The organism is Bradyrhizobium sp. (genome assembly GCF_049581145.1).
Taxonomy (GTDB): Bacteria; Pseudomonadota; Alphaproteobacteria; order Rhizobiales; family Xanthobacteraceae; genus Bradyrhizobium.
In genome coordinates this window covers 1-3772 of the sequence record NZ_JBAURI010001127.1, presented here as the reverse complement: position 1 = coordinate 3772, position 3772 = coordinate 1, and the positions used below count along the sequence as shown (strand labels likewise).

The 3772-nt window shown below is 57.9% G+C and carries 4 protein-coding genes; 3 read left to right on the top strand and 1 reads right to left on the bottom strand.

From position 1 onward, the window contains the following. From WCB02_RS36120 to WCB02_RS36110, 3 genes are all read left to right on the top strand, one after another. On the top strand, positions 1-225 hold a 225-nt coding region (locus WCB02_RS36120; RefSeq protein ID WP_423966365.1), incomplete at its 5' end, for an AIR synthase-related protein. Positions 226-239: 14 nt separating this feature from the next. Continuing rightward, positions 240-1712 (top strand): sigma-54-dependent transcriptional regulator, encoded by a 1473-nt coding sequence (locus WCB02_RS36115; RefSeq protein WP_423966362.1) that lies wholly within the window; start codon positions 240-242, stop codon positions 1710-1712. Next, positions 1675-3039 carry a sensor histidine kinase gene (locus WCB02_RS36110; protein WP_423966359.1) on the top strand — a complete coding sequence of 455 codons (1365 nt, stop codon included), beginning with the start codon at positions 1675-1677 and terminating at the stop codon, positions 3037-3039. The genes WCB02_RS36115 and WCB02_RS36110 overlap by 38 nt, the downstream gene beginning before the upstream one ends. 375 nt (positions 3040-3414) lie before the next feature. Here the strand turns inward: WCB02_RS36110 and WCB02_RS36105 are convergent. Continuing rightward, positions 3415-3772 (bottom strand): hypothetical protein (locus WCB02_RS36105; protein ID WP_423966357.1); only part of this gene is annotated, 358 nt, incomplete at its 5' end.

The following is a 3772-nucleotide window of genomic DNA, read 5'->3' as shown; positions in this document are numbered from 1 at the left end:
GATCCGCTCAACGTCGCCAACGAAGGCAAGCTGGTCGCGATCGTCGCGCCAGAGGCCGCATCCGGCTTGCTGGCGGCGATGCGGGCGCATCCGCTCGGCCGCGACGCGGTGGATATCGGACAGGTGGTCGAAGACGATCATCGCTTTGTGCAGATGACGACAAGCTTCGGTGGCGGCCGGATTGTCGATTGGCTGTCCGGCGAGCAGCTGCCACGGATCTGTTGAGGTACGGGGCCGGTATGAGCACACCCGCCACCGTTCTCGTCATCGACGACGAAATCCGTTCGCTGGAAGCGTTGCGTCGCGTCCTCGACGACGAATTCGAAGTGCTGTGCGCCAAGGATGCCCAGGAGGCGGAAAAATTTCTGCAAGGCGACATGGTGCATGTCATCTTGTGTGATCAGCGCATGCCTGGTCTGTCCGGCGTCGAGTTTCTCAAGCGCGTCCGCGATCTCTGGCCTGATCCGGTGAGGATGATCATCTCCGGCTACTCGGATTCCGAGGAGATCATCGCCGGTGTCAACGAAGCCGGCATCTATCAATACATCACCAAGCCCTGGCATCCCGAGAAACTGGTCGAGATCGTGCAAGGCGCCGTGCAGCTGTTTCGCCTGCAGAAGGAGACCGAGACCGCAAGCGTCGATGTCAAGCTGACGCCGAACCGGGTCAAGCAGGTGATTACCGAGAAGCGGGGGGCTGCGCGGCAACTCTATGATTTCGACCGCATCGTCCATGCTCCGTCGAGCCCGATGCACGGCGTCATCGATCTGGCGAGGCGGGCCTCGGACTACGATATTTCGGTGCTGATCACCGGTGAATCCGGAACCGGCAAGGAATTGCTGGCGCGCGCAATCCACTATCATTCGGCGCGGGCAAACAAGGTGTTCGTCGTCGAGAACTGCGGCGCGCTGCCCGACGAACTGCTGGAAAGTGAATTGTTTGGCAGCAAGAAAGGCGCCTTCACCGGCGCCTATCAGGATCGCATCGGGCTGTTCGAGGTCGCGAATGACGGAACGATATTCCTTGACGAAATCGGCGAAACCTCGCCAGCGTTCCAGGTCAAGCTGCTGCGCGTGCTTCAGGAGAGCGAAATCCGTCCGCTCGGCGCCCAACGTGCCCGCAAGGTCGATGTTCGGGTTGTGGCCGCGACCAACCGCAATCTCGAGGCAGAGGTGGAAGCCGGTCGATTCCGCCGCGATCTCTACTATCGCCTCGCCGCGTTCCCGATTCACATGCCGGCATTGCGCGAGCGTACGATGGATATTCCGCTGATAGCGGAGCGGATTCTTGCCGAGGTCAAGGCCGCTTTCAATCGCGAGATCAAGGGCTTTGCCGCCTCGATCCTCGATGAAATGAAACAGTATTCCTGGCCCGGCAACGTGCGCGAAATGCAGAACGAGATCCAGCGCATGGTCGTGCTGGCAGATGGCGACAGGTTGGAAACATCGTCGCTTTCCAGCCGGTTGCGAGATCATCGCGATCCCTTCCGATCAGCGCTGAAGATGAACGGCTCCTCCACCCTGAAGATCAAGGTCGAGGCGCTGGAGAAGGCGGCGATTGCCGAATGTCTCGAACGATTTAATGGCAATATCAGTCGCGCCGCTGGAGCCCTCGGCTTGTCCCGGGTAGGGTTGCGCAGCAAGCTCTCGCGTTACGACCTGAAGAAAGACACCTATGATGACGAGGAGAATTCCGGGCGACGAGCAGACTGAAGGACTGCTCGGAAAGATCGCATATCCCGGAACCTTCGAACTCGATGGCGAGCGCGAGGGCGCGTGGATCGAAGTCATCCGCAAAATGGATGAAGTCTATTCGGATCTGCTTCGCTATGAAACCGAGCTGGAAGGCAAGAACGCCGAGCTGGAAGAAGCGCAGACGTTCATCTCCAGTGTCATCGAATCGGTCTCCGACGTTCTGATCGTTTGCGACTCTCACGGGCTGATTCAGCAGGTCAATTCCGCTTTCGTCCGCATCATCGGCCAGCCCGACCAGGACATCGTTGGACGGCGGCTGTCGCACTTTGTCGATACAGGGGACGCGACCCGGATCGAACATTTGTTGAAACCCAGATTGCCGAGCGATGTGATCGACAGCGAATTGCGGTTCGCAACGGCGAGGGGCCTCTCCGATCTGTTTTCCCTCAACAGCGCGGCGCGCTATGATCACGACCGGCGTTATCTTGGCGTTGTGCTCACGGGACGGCCCGTTGGCGAATTGCGGCGGGCCTATGAAGCGCTTCACAAGGCACACGGCGAACTGCAGCGCGCCCAACGACAGCTGATCGAGCAGGAGAAGATGGCGAGCCTCGGCCGGCTTGTTGCCGGGGTGGCGCACGAACTGAATAATCCGATCAGTTTTGTCTATGGCAACATGCACACGCTGGAGCGTTACCGGCAGCGGCTGGTCGAATATATCGGCGCCGTTCATGGCGATACGACGAGTGAAGATCTGGCTGAACTGCGAAAGAAGCTGAGGATTGAAGCCCTGCTCAAGGACATCGGACCGCTGATCGATGGCACGCTGGAGGGCGCGGTCCGGGTTTCGGATATCGTCAAGAACCTCCGGCGCCTGTCGTTCAGCCAGACCAACGAAAAACAGCAATTCCACATCGATCGGGTCCTCGAAACCGCGGTTCGTTGGGCCGTGCGGCCAAAACAAACAAAAGTGGAAATCAAAATCGATATTGAGCCTGACTTGATCGTCTCGGGAAATGAAGGACAAGTGCATCAGGTCATCGTGAATCTGGTGGACAATGCCATGGATGCAATGCGCGACGCCGCACTGCCGGAGTTGTTGGTCAGAGCGTTTCGCGACCGCAACGACATCAAGATCGAGATTTCCGACAACGGCGCCGGCATATCCGATGACATATTGGACAGAATTTTCGAACCGTTTTTTACAACGAAGCGCGTCGGCGAAGGTACCGGTCTGGGACTTTGGATCAGCTATGGTATCGTCCGGGAACACGGCGGAGAATTGCGCGCGGAAAACAGGGCGGAGGGCGGAGCGAGATTCTCATTCGCATTGCCGTCGATATGATCATCGACCGTTCTCGATCCGTTTAACCGCGTGCGAGACCGAGGCACCTTCCGACTTCGTACAACGACCTCTGGGGCGATGCCCGTTGGGGTAGGTGCCTAGACGGTGACATTTGTGATCGGCCGGAGAAGTTGTTTCTGGTGCGAAACAGGCGCGGTCTGTCATACCAGCGGCCCGCGGTTTTTGAGTATCCAATTTGTCGGCGTTATCCGGGACGAGTACCCGAATGGTCGAGTTCTCTAAAACATCAGCGGCTGGCATTCGCCGCGTCCGTCGGCGGGTTGACGCGGAGCAATTCGGTGATTGTCCGGTATCGCTTGACGGAGTGTTCGGAGTCGCCGAGAGGCCACAAATGACGAGTCGCCTCGGCCCGATCTATCGAGGCGACAAGTGATATAGCCCGTTGAGATATTCCAGCGTGTCCAGGCGAAGATATGTCCGTATCCGATTCAACCAAAGCCACGACTCTATGACGAGGACATATACCAGAAAAACCACGGAGTAGGAAAGTAAGATGGCATCACCGGATGAAAGCCATGGGCAGATAGTGCGTACAGCGCCTGCCGTTACTTCCTGAGATGCTTGATTAAAGGCAAACACGTCCGCGCCAATCACAATGGTAGCGCCGCCGATCAGACGCCACATTTTCCAGCGGCCGAACATGTAGCTTTCTACCATGTTCAGAATCTCTAGCTCGTAGAACTTTCTCTCTGCCGTATAGTGACTCCGGGAG

Coding starts and splice junctions, on each gene's coding strand:
- WCB02_RS36115 (WP_423966362.1), top strand. CDS start 240: ATGAGCACACCCGCCACCGTTCTCGTCATCGACGACGAAATCCGTTCG.
- WCB02_RS36110 (WP_423966359.1), top strand. CDS start 1,675: ATGATGACGAGGAGAATTCCGGGCGACGAGCAGACTGAAGGACTGCTC.